The 14,879-nt window shown below is 58.8% G+C and carries 15 protein-coding genes; 5 read left to right on the forward strand and 10 right to left on the reverse strand.

Annotation, left to right across the window (positions count from 1 at the left end; translation table 11 throughout):
- Positions 1-9: 9 nt before the first annotated feature.
- From BMF08_RS15935 to BMF08_RS15955, 5 genes are all read right to left on the reverse strand, one after another.
- Complete coding sequence (locus BMF08_RS15935) at positions 10-804, reverse strand: ABC transporter permease (RefSeq protein ID WP_072568520.1); 795 nt, start codon at positions 802-804, stop codon at positions 10-12.
- Entirely contained in the window at positions 794-1,735 is a 942-nt protein-coding gene (locus BMF08_RS15940) for an ABC transporter permease (protein ID WP_072568521.1), read from the reverse strand. Before BMF08_RS15940 ends, BMF08_RS15935 begins: the two co-directional genes overlap by 11 nt.
- Complete coding sequence (locus BMF08_RS15945) at positions 1,736-2,749, reverse strand: ABC transporter ATP-binding protein (RefSeq protein WP_072568522.1); 1,014 nt, start codon at positions 2,747-2,749, stop codon at positions 1,736-1,738.
- A gap of 2 nt (positions 2,750-2,751) precedes the next feature.
- Entirely contained in the window at positions 2,752-3,897 is a 1,146-nt protein-coding gene (gene ydcS, locus BMF08_RS15950; protein ID WP_072568523.1) for a putative ABC transporter substrate-binding protein YdcS, read from the reverse strand.
- A gap of 154 nt (positions 3,898-4,051) precedes the next feature.
- Positions 4,052-5,461, reverse strand: coding sequence for an aminotransferase-like domain-containing protein (locus BMF08_RS15955; protein ID WP_072568524.1), 1,410 nt, complete (start codon positions 5,459-5,461; stop codon positions 4,052-4,054).
- A 183-nt stretch (positions 5,462-5,644) separates the two neighbouring features.
- Between BMF08_RS15955 and BMF08_RS15960 the strand changes: the two genes are divergently transcribed.
- The 3 genes from BMF08_RS15960 to BMF08_RS15970 are packed head-to-tail and all read left to right on the forward strand — an operon-like array spanning position 5,645 to position 8,168.
- Positions 5,645-7,030 (forward strand): cytochrome ubiquinol oxidase subunit I, encoded by a 1,386-nt coding sequence (locus BMF08_RS15960; protein ID WP_072568525.1) that lies wholly within the window; start codon positions 5,645-5,647, stop codon positions 7,028-7,030.
- Positions 7,030-8,040, forward strand: a complete 1,011-nt coding sequence (gene cydB, locus BMF08_RS15965; RefSeq protein WP_072568526.1) for a cytochrome d ubiquinol oxidase subunit II — start codon at positions 7,030-7,032, stop codon at positions 8,038-8,040. The genes BMF08_RS15960 and cydB overlap by 1 nt, the downstream gene beginning before the upstream one ends.
- Entirely contained in the window at positions 8,040-8,168 is a 129-nt protein-coding gene (locus BMF08_RS15970) for a DUF2474 domain-containing protein (protein ID WP_072568527.1), read from the forward strand. The genes cydB and BMF08_RS15970 overlap by 1 nt, the downstream gene beginning before the upstream one ends.
- A 137-nt stretch (positions 8,169-8,305) precedes the next feature.
- Here BMF08_RS15970 and BMF08_RS15975 read toward each other — a convergent pair whose 3' ends face one another.
- Both BMF08_RS15975 and BMF08_RS15980 read right to left on the reverse strand, forming a co-directional pair.
- Positions 8,306-10,270, reverse strand: a complete 1,965-nt coding sequence (locus BMF08_RS15975; protein WP_072568528.1) for a peptidase U32 family protein — start codon at positions 10,268-10,270, stop codon at positions 8,306-8,308.
- An 80-nt stretch (positions 10,271-10,350) separates the two neighbouring features.
- Positions 10,351-10,896, reverse strand: coding sequence for a helix-turn-helix domain-containing protein (locus BMF08_RS15980; RefSeq protein ID WP_072568529.1), 546 nt, complete (start codon positions 10,894-10,896; stop codon positions 10,351-10,353).
- Positions 10,897-10,984: 88 nt separating this feature from the next.
- Here BMF08_RS15980 and BMF08_RS15985 point away from each other — a divergent pair, with 88 nt between their 5' ends.
- Positions 10,985-12,151, forward strand: coding sequence for a benzoate/H(+) symporter BenE family transporter (locus BMF08_RS15985; protein WP_072568530.1), 1,167 nt, complete (start codon positions 10,985-10,987; stop codon positions 12,149-12,151).
- On the opposite strand, the gene BMF08_RS15990 is transcribed toward BMF08_RS15985, so the two are convergent.
- The gene (locus tag BMF08_RS15990; RefSeq protein ID WP_072569451.1) at positions 12,131-13,003 is read right to left on the reverse strand and encodes a helix-turn-helix transcriptional regulator; all 873 of its coding nucleotides are present in this window, start codon (positions 13,001-13,003) and stop codon (positions 12,131-12,133) included. The two genes, BMF08_RS15985 and BMF08_RS15990, sit on opposite strands and share 21 nt — an antisense overlap.
- Positions 13,004-13,011: 8 nt before the next feature.
- On the reverse strand, positions 13,012-13,179 hold the full coding sequence (locus BMF08_RS21185) for a hypothetical protein (RefSeq protein WP_158684895.1): 168 nt from the start codon (positions 13,177-13,179) through the stop codon (positions 13,012-13,014).
- On the opposite strand from BMF08_RS21185, the gene BMF08_RS15995 reads away from it, so the two are divergent.
- Positions 13,178-14,086: a DMT family transporter gene (locus BMF08_RS15995; protein WP_072568531.1), complete on the forward strand. Its 909-nt coding sequence runs from the start codon at positions 13,178-13,180 to the stop codon at positions 14,084-14,086. The genes BMF08_RS21185 and BMF08_RS15995 overlap by 2 nt on opposite strands.
- A gap of 30 nt (positions 14,087-14,116) precedes the next feature.
- Here the strand turns inward: BMF08_RS15995 and BMF08_RS16000 are convergent, their stop codons facing one another.
- On the reverse strand, positions 14,117-14,785 hold the full coding sequence (locus BMF08_RS16000; RefSeq protein WP_072568532.1) for a DUF3313 domain-containing protein: 669 nt from the start codon (positions 14,783-14,785) through the stop codon (positions 14,117-14,119).
- Between the last annotated feature and the right edge of the window lie 94 nt (positions 14,786-14,879).

Raw genomic sequence — 14,879 nt, forward strand, 5'->3', positions numbered from 1 at the left:
TGTGGTCAGTTATTTCCCGGTGTCGTCCTCGCGGGTCAGCCACCAGGCACCGAGGATCGGCAGCATAGTTACCAGCATCACCAGCAGCGCCACCACGTTAGTCACCGGCACGTCGCGCGGTCGGCCTAACTGGTTGAGCAACCACAGGGGCAGCGTACGTTCATGCCCGGCGGTGAAAGTGGTGACGATAATTTCGTCAAACGACAGCGCGAACGCCAGCATGCCCCCCGCCAGCAGCGCCGAACCTAAGTTCGGCAGCACCACATAGCGGAAGGTCTGCCAGCCGGTCGCGCCCAAATCCATCGACGCTTCCACCAGGCTCCATGAGGTGCGGCGAAAGCGGGCAATCACGTTGTTAAACACCACCACCACGCAGAAAGTCGCATGGCCGATGACGATGGTTAAAAAACCCGGCTCCAGATCGACGGTTTTAAAGGCCGTCAGCAGCGCCAGCCCGGTGATGATCCCCGGCAATGCAATGGGCAGCAGCAACAGTAAAGAGATGGCGTTTTTGCCAAAAAACGTGCTGCGCCATAACGCTGCTGCAGCAAGCGTGCCAAGTACCAGGGCAATCGCCGTCGACAGCGCGGCGACTTTAAGTGACAACGTCACGGATTCGAGAATGTCGCCCCTTGTGGCGGCCACGCTGAACCAGCGCAGCGTCAGCCCCTGCGGGGGAAAACTGAAGGCGGCGTCTTCGGTGTTAAACGCATAGATGGCGATGATGGCGAGGGGGAAATGCAGGAAGATCACCCCGCCCCAGGCCGCGACTTTGAGCAAAAAGGGGGCGCGATCAGAGTGCATCGAAAGCTCCCAGACGTTTCACGAACGCCAGATAAAGGGCAATCAATACAATGGGCACCAGCGTGAAGGCCGCCGCCATCGGCATATTGCCAATCGCCCCCTGCTGGGAGTAAACCATGTTGCCAATGAAATATCCTGGCGGGCCGATCAGTTGCGGGACGATAAAATCCCCCAGCGTCAGCGAGAAGGTAAAAATCGATCCGGCGGCAATGCCGGGAATAGCCAGCGGCAGCACCACATAACGGAACGTCTGCGCCGGACGCGCGCCCAGATCCGCCGACGCCTGCAACAGCGAGGCGGGTAACCGCTCCAGCGCCGCCTGCACCGGCAGGATCATGAATGGCAGCCAGATATAGAGAAACACCAGAAAGCGCCCGAACCCGGAGGTGGAAAGCGTGCTACCGCCCACGGCGGGCAGCGTCAGAAAGGCCGCCAGCAGCGGTTGCAGCCCCAGATGGCTTAAAAACCACTGCGCCACACCGTCTTTCGCCAGCAGCAGCGTCCAGGCGTAGGCTTTGACGATGTAACTCGCCCACATCGGCAACATCACGGCGATATAGAAAAACGCTTTCATTTTGCCGGTGGTATAACGCGCCATAAACCACGCCATCGGGAAGGCAAGAATGGCGCTGGCAACGGTGACCGCCAGCGCCATGGTGAGCGTGCGCAGGATAATGTCATAGTTGGCGGGGTTGAACAGCGCCTTCAGGTTCGCCAGCGTTAGATCCGGCGTCACCGACATGGTGAAATCGTCGAAAGTGTAAAACCCCTGCCACAGCAGCGTAAGCAGCGATCCGAAATAGACTACGCCGAACCACATCAGCGGCGGCACCAGCAGCAGGAACAGCCCGAGGCCAGGCCTGCGCCAGAAAAAGCCCGACAGCCGCCCCGTTTGTGGCGGCGCAGAAAGACGGGAGAAGTTTGTCGCCATTCAGCCCGCCCCCTGCAGTGGTACCATCGCCGCCCGCGCCCAGCAGGCCAGCACCCTCTGCCCCGGCTGTAATAGTTCGGGCAGCTGCGCGTCGGAGAGATTCGCCTGGCTGACCAGTAATTTTTCCCCGCCCGGCAAGCGCAGCTCAAAGCGCGTCGCCGCCCCCTGATACTGCACTGCCTGCACCACGCCCTGCACCTGGATCTCGCCGGACTCGTTCAGCCGGATATGCTCCGGACGCAGGGAGTACATCCCCGTCATACCGCACAGCTGACGGGCGGTGTCGGCGGTAAAAACGTTGGCGGTGCCGACAAAACCGGCGACAAAGGGCGTGCGCGGTCGCAGATAGAGCTCGCGCGGGCTGTCGATTTGCTCGATGCGGCCATTGTTGAACACCGCCACCCGGTCAGACATCGACAGCGCTTCCCCCTGATCGTGAGTCACAAAAATAAAGGTGATGCCCAGATCCTGTTGCAGCTTTTTCAGTTCGAACTGCATCTGCTCACGCAGTTTGAGATCGAGCGCGCCGAGGGGTTCATCCAGCAGCAATACCCGCGGCTCGTTGACCAGCGCGCGGGCGATTGTCACCCGCTGCCGCTGGCCGCCGGAAAGCTGCGACGGTTTACGGGTGTGCACAAATCCCAGCGCCACTTTTTCCAGCGCCTCGCGGGCGCGGGCATGGCGCTGTTTTTTGTCGACGCCTTTCACCATCAGGCCGTAGGCGACGTTGTCGAGGATCGACATATGCGGGAAGAGCGCGTAATCCTGAAACACAGTATTGACGTCGCGCTGCCAGGGCGGCAGCGTGCTGGCGTCCTGCCCGAAAATACGTATCGCCCCGCCTGACAGCTGTTCAAACCCGGCGATCAGCCGCAGGCAGGTGGTTTTGCCGGAGCCGGACGGCCCCAGCATCGAGAAAAACTCCCCGTCCTGCACCTCAAGGCTGACGCCATCCACCGCCCGCACATCCCCATACAGACGCGAGACATTCTGAAACTCTACGGCCCGGGCCATGCTTAACGTCCACCCATAATGGCGATGTAATCCTGCGTCCAGCGGCTGTACGGCACATATTTACCGCCGTCCGCCACCGGCGTTTTCCAGAAGGCGATTTTGTCAAAGAAGCTGTAGCCGTTGGTGTCGCAGCCTTTCTCGCCCAGCAGCGTGCTGGCCTTGCAGCCTTCCGGCACCACCGGCAGCGAGCCAAACCAGGCCGCCACATCGCCCTGCACTTTTGGCGTCAGCGACCAGTTCATCCACTTATAGGCGCAGTTCGGGTGTTTGGCGTCGGCGTGCAGCATAGTGGTGTCCGCCCAGCCGGTGACGCCCTCTTTCGGAAAGACGGTGGCGATGGGCTGATTTTCGCCTTTCAGCGCGTTTGCCTGATACGGCCAGGCGCTGGAGGCCACCACGCCTTCGTTTTTGAAGTCGCTCATCTGCACAGTGGTGTCATGCCAGTAGCGATGGATCAACTGATGCTGGTCGCGCAGTACCTTCAGTACGGCGTCGTACTGCTGTTGGGTGAGCTGGTAGGGATCCTCAATGCCGAGTTCCGGCTGGGTGGCTTTCACATAGAGCGCGGCATCGGCGATATAAATCGGCCCGTCATAGGCCTGTACGCGCCCCTGGTTGCTTTTGCCGTCCGGCAGTTGCTGTTTGATAAACAGCACCGCCCAGCTGTCCGGCGGCGTGGGGAACGTGGTGGTGTTGTACATCAGCAGGTTCGGCCCCCACTGATACGGCGTGCCGTAGACTTTACCGTTGACGTTAAACCAGTCGCCCTTCTCCATACGCGGATCGACGTTTTTCCAGTTCTCTATCAGCGCGGTATTGATCGGCTGGACGCGTTTTCCCATGATCAGCCGCAGGGAGGCGTCGCCGGAGGCGGTAACCAGGTCGTAGCCGCCCTTCGCCATCAGGCTGACCATTTCATCGGAGGTGGCGGCGGTTTTGACGTTAACGGCGCAGCCGGTCTCTTTTTCAAAGGCCGTCACCCAGTCGTAGTCCTTATCGGTTTGCCCGCGCTCGATATAACCGGGCCAGGCGATAATATCGAGCCGCCCTTCGCCATCGCCGATTTTTGTGGGCGGTTCGGCGGCGTGGGCGCAGGCAAGGGTCATGCCCAGCGAACACAGACAGCTGCGCGCAAATGTTTTGCTCATACGGATGTACTCCTGTCGCAATAAGAGGTGCGGCAGCCGTGCCGTTAAAAAGTCTCCCTTCATAAAGGTAGACAGCGGCACGATCCGTATAAAAGAAATTTGCTCAGGTTGTGACCGGCGTTAAATTCAGTAAATAAGCCGCCGCAAAGAGTTGTTATTTCAGCAATTCACGAATTAATTGTCCGAGGATCTTCACCGCCTGTTCCTGGCGGTCGCCCCACTCCCAGGAGGTGTTAAAGCGGAAAAACGGCACCCAGGCGTCGGAGGTGGAAAACATCTTGCCCGGCGCGATGCTGATGCGGTGCGCCAGCGCCTGCTCGCTTAATTTTCCCGCATCCAGGGTTGCGGGCAGTTCGATCCATAAAAAATAGCCGCTGTCGTTGTGGTGAATCTTCACCTCCGGCGGAAGATGGCGCAGCAGCGCCTGCCAGCTTTGCTGTTTGCGGGCGGCCAGCGTGCGCCGCAGGCGGCGCAGATGGGCGTCGTAACGCTGGGTGGAGAGGTAATCGACCAGCGCCAGCTGCACCGGCGAACTGGTGGATAAGGTGCTCATCAGCTGTAGCTGCTGGATACGCCGCGCATGTTTCCCCGCCGCCACCCAGCCGATACGAAATCCCGCCACCAGACATTTGGAAAACGACGAGCAGTGCAGCGTCATGTCCTGCGTGTCCCAGGCTTTGGCCGGCAAGGGTTTTTCCCGCCCGTAATACAGCTCGCTGTAAACATCATCCTCAATGAGCGTGACGTTATGCTGTGCCAGCAGCGCCACCAGTCTGGCTTTTTTGTCGGCGCTGAGGGTAAAGCCGAGCGGGTTCTGGCTGTTAGTCATCAGCCAGCAGGCTTTTACCGGATAGTCGTTCAGCGCCTGGGCGAGCGCTTCCAGATCGATACCCTCTTTCACGTCCGTCGCCACTGACAACGCCTTCAGCCGCAGCCGCTCCAGCGCCTGCAATGCGCCGTAAAAACAGGGGTTTTCGACGATCACCCAGTCTCCCGGCTGCGTGACCGCCTGCAAACTCAGGTTGAGCGCTTCCAGCGCCCCGGCGGTGATCACGATTTCATCCGGCGATATGGTCATGCCCTGCTGGGCGTAACGGCGGGCAATGGCATGACGCAGCGCGGCATTGCCCGGCGGCAGGTTTTCGATCACGCTCATGGCGGTGGCGGTTTTGCCAATCGCCGAAAGCGAGCGGTTGAGCTGCTGCTGCGGGAAAAGATGTGGATCGGGAAACGCCGAGCCAAACGGCAGCACCGAGGCGTCACAGCTTGCCTGTAACACGTCAAAAATGTAGGTGTTGATGTCCACCGCCTCATCTCGCATCACCTGCGCGGGCGGCGTCAGTTTCTGGCTCACCGGACGCGGCGCGACGAAATAGCCGGACTGCGGGCGGGCGACGATGCGCCCCTGGCTTTCCAGCATCTGATAGGCATGGCCAACGGTCATAAAGCTCAGGCCGCTGTGCGTCACCTGCTCGCGCAACGAAGGTAAACGGTCCCCTGGCTGCCAGACGCCGAGTTCGATCTGGTCGATAATTTGTTGCGCAAGGCGCTGATATTTTTTCATTTCACTTACACAAAACTAACCTAAACTTACCGTACCACGACAGTTGCCCTTTCGCTATATCAGTTCACTCAAAATGACGGCTTTTTGCAAACTGTTATCTAAAAATATCGGGTATCTGCGTCTGCACGTTTCGCTCCCGGATCATTACCATTAACGCTAACAGCAGGTTATCAGAGGTTGTCTATGTTCGGTCTTGATGCGTTTCATCTGGCGAGGATCCAGTTCGCTTTCACGGTTTCATTCCACATTATCTTTCCGGCGATCACCATCGGGCTGGCCAGTTACCTTGCGGTGCTGGAAGGGTTGTGGCTGAAAACCAAAAATCCGGTGTGGCGTGCGCTGTACCATTTCTGGTCGAAAATCTTCGCCGTTAACTTTGGTATGGGGGTGGTTTCCGGTCTGGTGATGGCCTATCAGTTCGGCACTAACTGGAGCGGCTTTTCGCAGTTTGCCGGGAGTATCACCGGGCCGCTGCTGACCTATGAAGTGCTGACAGCCTTCTTCCTGGAGGCGGGTTTTCTTGGCGTAATGCTGTTCGGCTGGAATAAAGTCGGGCCGGGGCTGCACTTTCTGGCGACCTGCATGGTGGCGCTGGGTACGCTGATGTCCACCTTCTGGATCCTGGCGTCCAACAGCTGGATGCACACCCCGCAGGGCTTTGAGATCGTCAACGGTCAGGTGGTGCCGGTGGACTGGTTCGCGGTTATTTTCAACCCTTCCTTCCCGTACCGGCTGCTGCATATGACGGTGGCGGCGTTTCTCAGCAGCGCCCTGTTTGTGGGGGCGTCCGCGGCCTGGCATCTGCTGCGCGGTAATAACACCCCCGCTATTCGCACCATGTTTTCCATGGCGCTGTGGATGACGCTGATTGTCGCGCCCATTCAGGCGATGATCGGCGATATGCACGGGCTGAACACGCTGGAGCATCAACCGGCCAAGATCGCTGCCATTGAAGGCCACTGGGAAAACAGACCGGGCGAAGCGACGCCGCTGTTGCTGTTCGGCCTGCCGGATATGGAAGAAGAGCGCACCCGCTACGGGCTGGAGATCCCCGCGCTAGGCAGCCTGATCCTCACGCACAGTCTGGATAAACAGGTTCCGGCGTTAAAAGAGTTTCCGAAAGAGAACCGCCCCAACTCCACCATTGTGTTCTGGTCGTTCCGCATCATGGTGGCGATGGGCCTGCTGATGATGCTGCTTGGCGTCGCAGCGTTGTGGCTGCGTTATAAACACCGCCTTTACGAGTCGCGGCCGTTCCTGCATTTTGCGTTATGGATGGGGCCTTCCGGACTTATCGCCATTCTCGCCGGATGGGTGACGACGGAAGTCGGCCGTCAGCCCTGGGTGGTGTATGGCCTGCAACGCACTATCGACGCGGTTTCCGCCCACGGCGATTTGCAGATGAGTATCAGCCTGCTGACCTTCTTCGTGGTCTATACCTCGGTCTTCGGCGTCGGTTACAGCTACATGGTGCGCCTGATCAAACTGGGGCCGCAGCCACCTGACGAACATCCCACAGATGGCCGGCCTGCCCGCCCGCTGTCGGCCACCAGGGAGGAGTTTAAATAATGGGTATCGATCTGTCGGTAATCTGGTTTGTGATCATCGTCTTCTCCACGCTGATGTATATCGTGATGGACGGCTTTGATCTGGGCATCGGCATTCTGTTTCCGCTGGTACAGGATGAAGACGAGCGCGATGTGATGGTCAACACGGTCGCCCCGGTATGGGATGGCAACGAAACCTGGCTGGTGCTGGGCGGTGCGGGTCTGTTCGGTGCGTTCCCGCTGGCCTATGCGGTCATTATTGACGCGCTGACCATCCCCCTGACGCTGATGCTGATTGGGCTGATTTTCCGCGGCGTGGCCTTTGAGTTCCGCTTCAAAGCCACCCCGGAACACCGGCCGTTCTGGGATAAGTCATTCCTGTGCGGTTCGATCCTCGCCACCTTCACCCAGGGGATAGTGGTGGGTGCGGTGCTGAACGGTTTCCCGGTGACGGGCCGTACGTTCAGCGGCGGTGCGCTGGACTGGCTGACGCCCTTTAACCTGTTCTGCGGTTTTGGGCTGGTCGTGGCCTACGCCCTGCTCGGCGCAAGCTGGCTGGTGATGAAAAGCGGCGGTGAATTACAGGTGAAAATGCGTCGCTCGTCGAAACAGCTGCTGCTGGCGCTGCTGGTGGTGACGGCGGTGATCAGTCTGTGGACGCCGCTGGCGCATCAGGCGATTGCCGATCGCTGGTTCAGTATGCCAAATATCTTCTTCCTGATGCCGGTGCCGGTGCTGGTGGTGCTGCTGAGCCTGTGGCAATGGCGCAGCCTGAGTAACGTCGAGCACCATTCGCTGCCCTTTGTGCTGACGCTGGGGTTGATTTTCCTGGGCTTCAGCGGGCTGGGCATCAGCATCTGGCCGCACATTATCCCGCCGTCCATCACGCTCTGGGAGGCGGCCGCGCCGCCGCAAAGCCAGGGCTTTATGCTGGTCGGCGCGCTGCTGATTATTCCGGTGATCCTGGTCTATACCTTCTGGAGCTACTACGTGTTCCGCGGCAAAGTTAAACCCGGCGAGGGCTATCACTGATGCAGAAACCTTTATGGAAACGGCTGATGTGGCTGGTGATCATCTGGGGCGCCAGCGTGCTGGCGCTCGGCGCGGTGAGTATGGGGTTCCGGCTGCTGATGAGCGCGGCGGGGTTTAAGTCACATTGATGGGCGGTTATTGCCCGGCGCAATCATGCAGCCACACCATACGTAGGCCGGGTAAGGCGCAGCCGCCACCCGGCACATTCACGCAACCACACCATACCCCAGGCCGGGTAAGGCGTAGCCGCCACCCGGCAATAACGTCAAACTCCTTTGCGTTTCGGCAAGGTCTTCATCAGATCTTCAGGACTCACCGACGCCACCACGCTGCCCGGATGCGGCATTTTAAGGATACGGTTTTTGATCTTACCCACTACGTGCATCTCACACGGACGGCAGTCAAATTTCAGGGTTAGCACTTCATCGCCATGCACCAGCTGCATCGGCGTCGCTTTCCAGCTCTTGATCGAACCTTTTGCCTGTTTCGGGCAGAGATTAAACGCAAAACGCAGGCAGTGTTTGGTGATCATCACCGGCACGTCGCCCTTCTCTTCGTGCGCCTCGTAAGCGGCATCGATCAGCTGTACGCCGTAGCGATGATAAAACGCCCGCGCTTTGGCGTTATAGACGTTGGCGAGGAATGACAGATGCGTTTCCGGGTACACCGGCGCAGGTACCGCCACCGGTTTACGGCTGCCGCGCTCATAGTTAGCCAGACGGGCGTCGTCCAGCAGTTCAATGGTTTCACGGCGCAGCTGGTTGAGCAGACTGTTCGGTACAAAGAGCGCACCCGGCAGGTTTACCTGAATATCGCGCGCGTAGTAACGGGTCTGGCCTAATTTTGCCAGGCCATCCTGCAACTGGTTTAACGCTTTTTCGGCGTTATTGGCCTCATCGAACTGACCGTCCAGCGTATGGGTGACGCTGATGCCGTCTTCACAGGTGACGGTGAGGATCAGCTGTTCCTGCCAGCCGCCCAGCTCGATATCCACCGCGATACGGCGTTCGCTGGAGGTTTTGGTCAGCGCCTGCTGCCAGTTATGGTCGAGGTTGCGGTTCAGCGCCGTATGCGGCTTCACCTTAAACAGATCGGCGGGCATCTCGTTCGGGAAGACGCGATAACGGTTTTCGGCGGTTTTCTCCACCGTGTTGGCACGAAAACCTACGATTTCGCGCTTGATCATCACGTTAAGCCCGTCGCCGTTCGCCAGGGGTTCAGTGACTTCCACATCCAGGTGATCTTTACCCACCCGCAGCACTTCGCCCACCGGCAGGCCGATAAACTTCGGCGAATCAAAGGCCCCAATGTCAGCCTTACGGGCATTCACAAAATAATCGGTGCTGCCACGGTGGAACGTCTTATCAGTGGACGGAACAAAGAAGTGCTCGGTACGCCCGGCAGAAGAGCGCGCCAGGTCGCCCCGATCTTCAATGATGGCATCGAGCATCTGCCGGTAATGGGCGGTGATGTTCTTCACGTAGCTCATGTCTTTATAGCGTCCTTCGATTTTGAAGGAGCGTACACCGGCGTCGATCAGCTGCCCGAGGTTGGCGGTCTGGTCGTTGTCTTTCATCGACAGCAGGTGTTTTTCATAGGACACCACGCGCCCCTGATCGTCTTTCAGGGTGTACGGCAGACGGCAGGCCTGCGAGCAGTCGCCGCGGTTGGCGCTGCGCCCGGTCTGGGCATGAGAAATGTAGCACTGGCCGGAGTACGCCACGCACAGCGCGCCATGAATGAAAAATTCAATGGTGGCGTCGGTGGCCTGATGGATGGCTTTGATCTGCTGGAGGTCAAGTTCACGTGCCAGCACAATCTGTGAGAAGCCGACATCCGAGAGGAATTTGGCTTTTTCAACGCTGCGAATATCGCACTGGGTGCTGGCGTGCAGTTCAATCGGCGGAATATCCAGTTCCAGCACGCCCATGTCCTGGACGATCAGCGCATCCACGCCGGTCTGGTAGAGATCGGTGATCAGCCGCTGCGCCGGTTCCAGCTCATCATCATGGAGAATGGTGTTCAGCGTCACAAACACCTTCGCGCCATAGCGATGGGCAAAAGGCACCAGTTTCGCAATGTCCTGCAAGCTGTTGCTGGCATTGTGGCGGGCACCAAAGCCGGGGCCGCCGATGTACACCGCATCCGCGCCGTGAAGAATGGCTTCGCGGGCGATGTCGGTATCACGGGCCGGGCTTAATAATTCAAGATGATGGGATTGCAGGCGCATACGGTCGTCGTTATCCAGGATGGTCAAAATGGCCGCTATTGTAGTGAGAATAGCCCACAGACCAAAACACTTTCCACGCCTTAACCGCGGCTTTTTTCTTTGGGGTAATGGATCAGTGAATGAAAGTGCACGGTCTGCGCGGTGCTGTTGCGATAGGCATGCGCTTTATCCGCCGCAAAACGTACGCCGCTGTTGGCGCTAATGCTCTGCCACTGGCCGTCGAGACACATCTCCAGCACGCCTGAAATCACCACCACATGTTCAATCACACCGCATTCGTGGGGCGTGGATTCGCTCAGCGCGCCGGGGGCCAGCGTGATGGAAAACAGATCAAAGTGCAGTTGCGCATCCCAGGGGAACAAGGGCGTGATAACCATCGCCTGCTGGTCGGGATCGTAGGCCTGGGGCACCATCGTATCGGGCGCGGCAATAAAGGTCGAAAACGGCACGTTCAGGCCGGTGGCGATTTTCCACAGCGTCGCCACCGTCGGGCTGGACTCGTTGCGCTCAATCTGGCCGAGCATCGCCTTGGATACGCCGGTTTCTTCCGCCAGCCGTGACAAACTCCAGCCCCGCGCCTGACGCAGGCTTTTCAGCGTCCCGGCCAGATACTGTGTCAGATCCATCATTTTCTCCTGGTTGCATTACCCGTCGCTTGTACGTTATAGCGCACAGTGATAGTTTGTGCGGACGCTATAACGCACAAGGATCATTATGCGTCCGTTCTCTTTCCCACTCCCCGCGCTGCTCGTGGGTTTTGTTGCGGTGCTGGTCGGTTACGCCAGCTCGGCGGCCATTATCTGGCAGGCCGCTTCTGCCGCCGGTGCCAGCGAGGCGCAGATCGCCGGCTGGATGACCGCCCTCGGCCTCGCGATGGGCGTCAGTACGCTGGCGCTCACCCTATGGTACCGCGTTCCGCTGCTCACCGCATGGTCCACGCCCGGCGCGGCGCTGCTGGCGACCAGCCTGCACGGGGTAAGCATTAACGAAGCGGTAGGCGTTTTTATTTTCGCCAATGCGCTGATCCTGCTGTGCGGCCTCACCGGCTTATTTGCACGGCTGATGAAAATTATTCCCCATTCGCTGGCTGCCGCCATGCTGGGCGGCATCTTACTGCGTTTTGGCCTGCAAGCCTTCAGGAATATTGAGGGACACTTTTTATTGTGCGGCAGTATGCTACTGGCGTGGATGCTGGGCAAGGCGTTCGCGCCCCGCTACGCCATCGTCGGCACGCTGCTGGCGGGGATTGTCGCCGCATGGGCTTCAGGTGACGTTGTCACTTATGGACTGCATTTTAACCCGGTCATGCCGGAATTTATCGCCCCGCAGTTCAGCCTGACCACCCTTATCAGCATCGGCATTCCTTTTTTCCTCGTCACCATGGCATCGCAAAACGCGCCTGGCGTGGCGACCTTTCAGGCGGCGGGCTATCAGGTTCCCGTTTCGCCGCTGATGATTTTTACCGGCGGGTTAACGGTACTGCTGTCGGGTTTCGGCGCGTTTTCGGTGTGCATTGGCGCGATCAGCGCGGCGGTGTGTCTCAGCCCGGATGCGCATCCGGACGCCAGTAAACGCTGGCTGGCTGCAATGGCTGCCGGAGGGTTTTATCTGCTGGCGGGGATTTTTGGCGGTTCCATTACCGCGCTGATGACGGCGCTGCCGGTGAGCTGGATCCAGACGCTGGCGGGGCTGGCGCTGCTCGGCACCTTCAGCGGCAGCCTGTATCAGGCGCTGGCGCATCCCCGTGAGCGTGACGCGGCCATTGTCACCTTTCTGATCACCGCCAGCGGCATTACGCTGCTCGGCATCGGCTCCGCCTTCTGGGGATTGATTATCGGCGGCGCATGCTACGCCCTGCTGTCACGCGCGGCGCGCGCGTAGCTGCGAAGGCGTTATACCGGTGACGCTTTTAAAGCGGTTGCTGAAATGGCTGGCGGAGTTAAAGCCGCAGGCCAGCGCAATATCGGTCAGGGAGCTGTCGCTGTAGCGCACCATCTGCTCGGCCTGCGCCATGCGGCGCTGCATCACATACTGGTGCGGCGCCAGCCCCATCGACTGGCGGAACATGCGCGCGAAATGGAATTCGCTTAATGCCGCTTCGGCGGCCAGATCCGCCAGCGTCAGCGGTTGCGCGAGGCTGGCGTCAATATAGGCCAGGACGTTGCGTAATACCGACGGCGACAGCCCGCCGGTGACGGTCGGCAGCCGCCAGCGCACGTTGCTGTAGTGCTGCACCAGATGGGTTAACAGTAAGGTTGAGGCGGTGCTCAGCGTCAGCTGATTCGCCTGCTGCTGCCAGTCGCAGCCGAGCAGAAAATGACGGTACAGCGCGGTGATCTGCGCGTCTTCGCCAAACATCTGTTCGTTCAGGGTTAAGGATGCGGGACGGCGATCCCAGATTTGCTCGCTGACCGTACGCAGATGCGCATCGGTACAGTAGAGATGCACAAAGGAGAGGTCGTCGCGAATATCCCAGCTGGATTCGCTGTCGGTCGGCATCAGGCAGAAACGATCAGGGCCGCCGCCATTCTTCCAGCCGCCGGAGGTTTTGTGATAGCTCTCGTAACCGTCGGCGATGTACAGGCTCAGCGTGTGGTGATCGCAATACTGGGTGATGTTATCGCGCGTGTTAGACCAGGCGGCCAGCTGCATACCGGTATTAAGCGCCACCGAATCATGCAGCACCGCATTGTGATTGCGCAGATTTTCAAACGCCCGATAAGTTTCCGCCATAACGCCGCTTAACAAATGATTAACCAGATCCGCAGTTTACCCGCCTTCCCCGCATATTGTCCCGCCGCCCGATAAAAAAGCGCAAGAATTTGCAAGTTGACCGCAATACGGTGCAAGCCGCGGGCGAAATGCCACGCCAGAATCAGCAGCAGGTCAACCGAGAAGAGATAAAACATGAACGCATTATTGTATTGCCTGGTAGTGGTGATCTGGGGCACCACCTGGATCGCCATCTTTTTACAACAGGGCAGCGTCCCGGCACCGGTTTCTATATTCTGGCGCTTTGCGCTGGCGACCCTGGTCATCATGACGACGCTTATTGTGTGGCGGCGTTTGCGGCCGCTGGCGCGACGCGATCACTTGTTTTGCCTGTTGCAGGGCGGCTGCGTGTTCGGCTTTAACTTCTGGTGTTTTTATACCGCGGCGGCATGGATCAATACCGGGCTGGAGTCGGTGATCTTCTCCATGGCGGTGCTGTTTAACGCCATCAACAGCTTTTTGTTTTTCGGTAACCGGCCACCTGCCCGCTTTTACCTGGCAGCGCTGCTGGGACTGTGCGGTATTGTGGCCCTGTTCTGGCACGATCTGGTCGCCACCGATATGAGCAGTACGCTGCTGATGGGTATCGGCTTGTCGGCGCTCGGCACCCTGGGGTTTTCGATGGGCAATATGATCAGTCTGCGCCATCAGCGTAACGGGCTGGAAACCATGACCACCAACGCCTGGGCGATGCTCTACGGCACGCTGATTATGGGCGGGATTGCGCTGGTGCGCGGCGACGATTTTACCCCAGACTGGACGCTCTCTTACCTCGGCGCGCTGGTCTACCTGGCGCTGTTTGGCTCGGTAATCGGCTTCGGCGCGTACTTCACGCTGGTCGGACGCATCGGCCCCAGCAAAGCGGCATACAGCACCCTGCTGTTTCCGCTGGTCGCCCTGACCATCTCCACCCTGTATGAGGGTTATGTCTGGCATCTGAATGCAGTGTGCGGACTGGCGCTGATCCTGGTGGGCAATCTGGTGATGTTCGCCCGCCCGGAAAAGTGGTTTACCGGCAGGGGCTGGCGGGTGAAACAGGCATAAAACTGCGCCACCGGTCGGTGGCGCGCGGTTTTACTTTTTGTTGAGATCGAACATGGTGGCGTCGGTCGCCATGTCGTCAACCACCTGTTTTAAGGTTTCGACGGTCATCGGCGTGCTTTCATTGTTGAGATCTTTCCCTTCGCCCTTACGCACCACTTTCAGCACCGGTTTATTGGTGGCGGCGTCAATCAGTTCGCCTTCAAAATAGAGATGCGTGTCCATGGTACGGTGCCCGGTGGCGGCCTGCGTCCCGGCGACCAGCAGCGCGACGGGCACCACTTCATAGAACTGTAGCCCTTCTTTGCTGGAATTCACCCCGGTGATCGCCCCGCGGAAAATCAGGCTGTGCGCGCCGGGCGACGTCACCAGCGGTTTACGCTGTCCGATGGCAGGTTTCAGTTTGCTGTTGGTGTAGTTCAGCAGACCATCCAGCGTTTGCTGCCCGATTTGCGAGGTCGGTTTTGCCACCGGATAGTAAGTCACCGGATGATAAATAATGCTGTCGTACTGGTTGGGATCAAAATTGGGATCCACCCAACGCAAAACAGGTTTACCCGATGCGGAGGTGGTTTGCTGCAAGCCAGAATAATCTTTCAAAAACCCGGAATAGTTATCAGGCTCCGCCACTTTCGACGCACAGCCTGCCAGGGTGAGCAGGCCTGTAAGCACTGCAACTTTAAATAAAGTATGAGTACGCATAATAAGATCTCAGTTAGTGCACATATGCACAGGTGGTTATAGCAAAACCATTGTGTCGCTGTTGTGACTAAAAGAGGCGTGGCGCACATTTCAG

The organism is Enterobacter sp. SA187 (assembly GCF_001888805.2).
Lineage (GTDB): Bacteria > Pseudomonadota > Gammaproteobacteria > Enterobacterales > Enterobacteriaceae > Enterobacter_D.

Coding starts and splice junctions, on each gene's coding strand:
- BMF08_RS15935 (WP_072568520.1), bottom strand. CDS start 804: ATGCACTCTGATCGCGCCCCCTTTTTGCTCAAAGTCGCGGCCTGGGGC.
- BMF08_RS15940 (WP_072568521.1), bottom strand. CDS start 1,735: ATGGCGACAAACTTCTCCCGTCTTTCTGCGCCGCCACAAACGGGGCGG.
- BMF08_RS15945 (WP_072568522.1), bottom strand. CDS start 2,749: ATGGCCCGGGCCGTAGAGTTTCAGAATGTCTCGCGTCTGTATGGGGAT.
- ydcS (WP_072568523.1), bottom strand. CDS start 3,897: ATGAGCAAAACATTTGCGCGCAGCTGTCTGTGTTCGCTGGGCATGACC.
- BMF08_RS15955 (WP_072568524.1), bottom strand. CDS start 5,461: ATGAAAAAATATCAGCGCCTTGCGCAACAAATTATCGACCAGATCGAA.
- BMF08_RS15960 (WP_072568525.1), top strand. CDS start 5,645: ATGTTCGGTCTTGATGCGTTTCATCTGGCGAGGATCCAGTTCGCTTTC.
- cydB (WP_072568526.1), top strand. CDS start 7,030: ATGGGTATCGATCTGTCGGTAATCTGGTTTGTGATCATCGTCTTCTCC.
- BMF08_RS15970 (WP_072568527.1), top strand. CDS start 8,040: ATGCAGAAACCTTTATGGAAACGGCTGATGTGGCTGGTGATCATCTGG.
- BMF08_RS15975 (WP_072568528.1), bottom strand. CDS start 10,270: ATGCGCCTGCAATCCCATCATCTTGAATTATTAAGCCCGGCCCGTGAT.
- BMF08_RS15980 (WP_072568529.1), bottom strand. CDS start 10,896: ATGGATCTGACACAGTATCTGGCCGGGACGCTGAAAAGCCTGCGTCAG.
- BMF08_RS15985 (WP_072568530.1), top strand. CDS start 10,985: ATGCGTCCGTTCTCTTTCCCACTCCCCGCGCTGCTCGTGGGTTTTGTT.
- BMF08_RS15990 (WP_072569451.1), bottom strand. CDS start 13,003: ATGGCGGAAACTTATCGGGCGTTTGAAAATCTGCGCAATCACAATGCG.
- BMF08_RS15995 (WP_072568531.1), top strand. CDS start 13,178: ATGAACGCATTATTGTATTGCCTGGTAGTGGTGATCTGGGGCACCACC.
- BMF08_RS21185 (WP_158684895.1), bottom strand. CDS start 13,179: ATGTTTTATCTCTTCTCGGTTGACCTGCTGCTGATTCTGGCGTGGCAT.
- BMF08_RS16000 (WP_072568532.1), bottom strand. CDS start 14,785: ATGCGTACTCATACTTTATTTAAAGTTGCAGTGCTTACAGGCCTGCTC.